This window comes from Acetatifactor sp., from assembly GCF_982438285.1.
In genome coordinates this window covers 1-4,454 of record NZ_CEWDFQ010000261.1, presented here as the reverse complement: position 1 = coordinate 4,454, position 4,454 = coordinate 1, and the positions used below count along the sequence as shown (strand labels likewise).

General features: G+C 52.0%; 3 protein-coding genes. All 3 read right to left on the bottom strand.

Annotated features, from left to right (window positions below; all coding sequences use genetic code 11):
• Positions 1–2 precede the first annotated feature (2 nt).
• From def to AC1WIP_RS11990, 3 genes are read right to left on the bottom strand one after another with little or no spacing between them, the layout of a single operon-like run.
• Positions 3–491, bottom strand: a complete 489-nt coding sequence (def, locus tag AC1WIP_RS12000; protein ID WP_481142046.1) for a peptide deformylase — start codon at positions 489–491, stop codon at positions 3–5.
• A gap of 33 nt (positions 492–524) precedes the next feature.
• Entirely contained in the window at positions 525–2,783 is a 2,259-nt protein-coding gene (priA, locus tag AC1WIP_RS11995; RefSeq protein WP_481142045.1) for a replication restart helicase PriA, read from the bottom strand.
• A gap of 14 nt (positions 2,784–2,797) precedes the next feature.
• Entirely contained in the window at positions 2,798–4,261 is a 1,464-nt protein-coding gene (locus tag AC1WIP_RS11990) for a UDP-N-acetylmuramoyl-L-alanyl-D-glutamate--2,6-diaminopimelate ligase (protein WP_481142044.1), read from the bottom strand.
• Positions 4,262–4,454: the final 193 nt, after the last annotated feature.

Below are 4,454 nucleotides of genomic sequence, written 5' to 3'. Positions count from 1 at the left end.
CCTTATATCTCTTCCTCTTCTTCCTCTTCATCCCCTACATCCCGAAGGCCGCCCTGGGCCTTCTCCACATAGAGATGTCCGTCCAGATGATCCAGCTCATGGCAGATAGCCCTGGCCAAAAGCTCCGTTCCCTCCAGCTCAAACTCCTTCATATTCACATCAAACGCCAGGGCCTTCACATAGCTTGGCCTGGTCACAATGCCATATTTTCCGGGAACGCTTAAGCATCCCTCCTGTCCAGTCTGCTCTCCGCTGCTCTCCACAATTCTGGGATTAATGAGAATATGCGGGTCCTCCCCCGTCACGTCGATCACAACGATTCGTTTCAATATTCCCACCTGGGGCGCCGCAAGCCCCACGCCATTCGCCTCATACATGGTTTCCAGCATATCCTCAATGAGCTCCTTAATGCGGGGCGTCATCTGAGTCACTTCCTTGCATCTTTTTGAGAGAACCTCGTCTCCCATTTCTCTGATATTCCTGATGGCCATCTTATCCTCCCTTTCCAAGCTTTGGCAGTCCGCCTACAGCACATTCACCGGATCAAAGTCAAACTGCACCGTTTCCCGCAGCGGCCGGCATGTTTCCAGCTTTTCTTCCAGCAAATCCTTTATCTGTACCAGTTTATCATAATTTTCATGTTTCACATAGAAAACAAATCTAAAAATATCATTAATTCTTCCGATTGCCCCGGGAGCGGGCCCAATAATGCGAAGCCCCATCCCCTTCTCTTTAGAATCCTGCTCCTGTCCAAGCCCCCTGGCCCACTGTGCCAGCTGCCCGGCCAGCTTCTTTCCTCCCTCTTCCTCTCTGGAAAAAATCTGCACCGCCAGCATATGGCATACAGGAGGATATCCCATCAGCTCCCTGTAGAGAATTTCCTCCTCGTAAAAGCCCTCATAATCCTGGGCTGCCGCCCTTTGTATGGCGTAATGCTCTGGCTGATAGGTCTGGATTACCACCTGTCCGGGAAGCGTTCCCCTGCCCGCTCTCCCGGCAGCCTGAGTAAGCAGCTGAAAGGTACGCTCCCCGGCTCTGTAATCCGCCGCGCCCAGGGACAAATCCGCCGCCAGAACTCCCACCAGCGTCACCCTTGGAAAATCATGGCCCTTTACAATCATCTGGGTTCCGATGAGCACATCCGCCTCCCCGGCAGCAAAGGCAGACAAAATTTTCTCATAGCTGTCCTTTGTTTTAGTGGTATCCCCATCCATGCGCAGCGTCCGCACTCCAGGAAACAGCTCCTTTAGTTTCTCTTCGATCTGCTGGGTACCCGCCCGAAAGCCCATGATATATTTGGAGCCGCATTGGGGACAGCCTGCAGGCTTTGGTCTCTGAAAGCCACAGTAATGGCAGATCAGCAGGCCGTTTTTATGCTCCGACAAGGACACGTCACAGTGAGGGCATTTCATCACATATCCACAGGCCCTGCAGGACACAAATCCCGCATAACCTCTCCTGTTTAAGAAAAGAATGCTCTGCTCGCCCCTTTCAAGGCCTCCGGCCAAAAGAGTCTGGAGCTTTCTGCTGAAAATGGAGCGGTTTCCCTCCTTAAGCTCCTTTCGCAAATCCACCGTATGAATCTGGGGAAGGGCTCCGCCCGTGAGTCTCTCCTTTAAGATAAAAAGCCCGTACTCCCCTTTCCTGGCACGGTAATATGCCTCCAGGGAGGGCGTAGCCGAACCAAGCACCACGCTGGCCCCGTGAAGCCTGGCCACCTCAATGGCGGTCTCTCTGGCATGATATTTGGGTGAGCTTTCGCTTTTGTAGCTGCTTTCATGCTCCTCATCGATCACAATCAGACCAATTTTAGGGAAGGGCGTAAACAAGGCGGAACGGGGACCGATGATTACATCGATCTCCCCGTTTTTTGCCCGCTCACACTGATCATATTTTTCCCCAAGGGACAAGGTGGAATTCAATACGCTCACCCGGTCTCCAAACCGGGTAAAAAAACGCAGCAGTGTCTGATAGGTCAATGCGATTTCCGGGATCAGCACAATGGCCTGCCTTCCTCTCTTAAGCATTTCCCCAATTAGCTGCATATACACTTCCGTCTTTCCGCTTCCTGTGATTCCATGTACCAGATAGGTGCCCTGTTCTCCCTTGTCAAAATCCAAGATCACCTGATCCACAATCTGCTGCTGCCCGGCGCTCAGAGCCGGAAGCTGCGTTTTCTGCCTGGTGAGCTTTACCGGATTGCGAAACAGTCTCTGGCTTTCCACCCGGATGACTCCTGCCTTTTCCAGACTGCTTATGGTGGAGGCCGATACTCCCAGGCTTCCTGCAGCCTCCCCGTAGGGTATCTCCTCCTGTTCTGCCAGCTTTCGCAAAAGCCTTTCCTTCGCTGCCTGCTTTTTGCGGATGCTCTCCCCCAGAAGGGACAATATTTCTTCCCTGCCAAGGAGGCGCACCAGATACTTATGCTCTAAACGCCCCACCGTTTTTTTTGCCGGAAGCACCGTCTTAAGGGCCTGTATCATGGTGGAGCCGTAATTTCTCCGCATCCAGTCCGCCAGAAGAATCATCTTATCCTGGGCCGCCACGCCGCCCTTTACGATTCCCGCAATATCCTTGATTTTCCCAGGATCAAATCTACAGTCTCCACTCAAGGAAAGCACATAGCCGTTAATCAGCCTGTTTCCCTTTCCGAAGGGAACCGCCACGCACATACCCGGCGCAAGAGCTCCCAAAAGCTTTTCCGGAACCCTGTACTGAAAGGGTCTGTCAAGCTTTTCATGGGAAATATCCACAATCACATCCGCATACTGCTCTTTCGTCATTTCTCCTCCGTTCTTTAACGGCCTGCCAGAATATCCGCAATCAGATTCCTCTCATCCATAGGATATTTTACGCCCTTGATCTCCTGGTAATCCTCATGCCCCTTTCCTGCCAGCACGATAATATCCCCCGGTTCGCCGTGGGCTATGGCATAGGCAATGGCCTCCTTTCTGTCGCAGATCTCCACATACTTTCCATTGGTCTTGGCCATGCCCGTCTTGATATCCTCTATGATAGCCTGGGGCTCCTCATACCTGGGATTATCCGAAGTAATAATGGTCAAATCCGCCAGCCTGCCGCTGACCTCCCCCATCTCAAAGCGCCGCTGTCTGGAACGGTTGCCTCCGCAGCCAAACAGACAGATCAAACGGTGGGGATTATATTCCCGCAGCGTGGTTAAAAGGCTCTCCAGGGCCATGGCGTTATGGGCATAATCAATCAACAGGGTGAACTGATCGGAAACCTTCACCATCTCAATACGGCCCTTGACCCTTGCGGCCAGCAAGGCTTCCTTGATATCCTCCTTCTCCACCTGAAAATGACGGCAGATGGCAATGGCCGCCAGGGCATTGTATACGCTGAACCGGCCGGGGGTGGGGACTTCCACCTGAAACTCCATAAGCCCTCGGACCTGGAAGGTAACTCCCAGCTCCCCCGGCTTATGCAAAAGCTTTAGATTCTCTGCCCGGAGCATGCACTCCTCTCCCATTCCATAGCTTTCCAGAATGCAGGTATGCCCTTCCACCACCTGCTGCCAATGACTGTCGTCCCCGTTTACGATTCCTATTTTACACTGTCTGAACAAAAGCCTCTTGCAGGCCAGATAGTCCTCAAAGCTTGCATGCTCGTTAGGTCCGATGTGATCCGGCTCTAAATTGGTAAAAATACCATAATCAAACACAAACCCCTGGGTCCTGTGAAGCATCAGCGCCTGAGAGGACACCTCCATGACCACGGCGTCCAGTCCCTCTTTCACCATTCTGGCAAAATACTCCTGCAGCAGATAGGATTCCGGCGTGGTGTTTTCCGCATGGATGTGGGTATCTCCTATAATAGTCTCAATGGTGCCCACAAGTCCCACCTTGTAGCCGGCGTGCTCCAGAATGGATTTCACCAGATATGTGGTGGTGGTCTTTCCCTTGGTTCCAGTAATGCCGATAACCTTCAGCTGATCTGCCGGATGCCCAAAATACGCCGCAGAAATAAATGCCATGGCGTACCGGGTATCCTCCACCCGAATCACCACCGCATCCGAATTTTCCAGACCTGGAATATCCTTGGATACCACCAAAGCCGCCGCTCCTTGTAAGACTGCCTCCGCGCCGAAGTCATGTCCGTCAAAATTTGCTCCCTCTATGCAGATAAAAAGACAGCCGGCGCTTATTTTTCTGGAATCATAAACCACCCCTGTCACTTCCCTCTGTACGTCTCCCTGCACACATTCGTATTGGATTCCCTCAAGCAGCTTCGTCAGCTCCATTTTCCCTACCAGCCTTTCCGCACAATCTCTGCACACAAAATATACTTTTATATTTTACTCCATTTTGCCGGATTCTACCACCCCTAAAATGTAAAGAAGCCCCGGCACCGCCGGAGCTCCTTTACATTTTCTTATGAGGGGGGGGAGATAGTGAGTTCATCAACTATCTGTAATATACAATAAAAGATAATTG

Coding starts and splice junctions, on each gene's coding strand:
- def (WP_481142046.1), bottom strand. CDS start 491: ATGGCCATCAGGAATATCAGAGAAATGGGAGACGAGGTTCTCTCAAAA.
- priA (WP_481142045.1), bottom strand. CDS start 2,783: ATGACGAAAGAGCAGTATGCGGATGTGATTGTGGATATTTCCCATGAA.
- AC1WIP_RS11990 (WP_481142044.1), bottom strand. CDS start 4,261: ATGGAGCTGACGAAGCTGCTTGAGGGAATCCAATACGAATGTGTGCAG.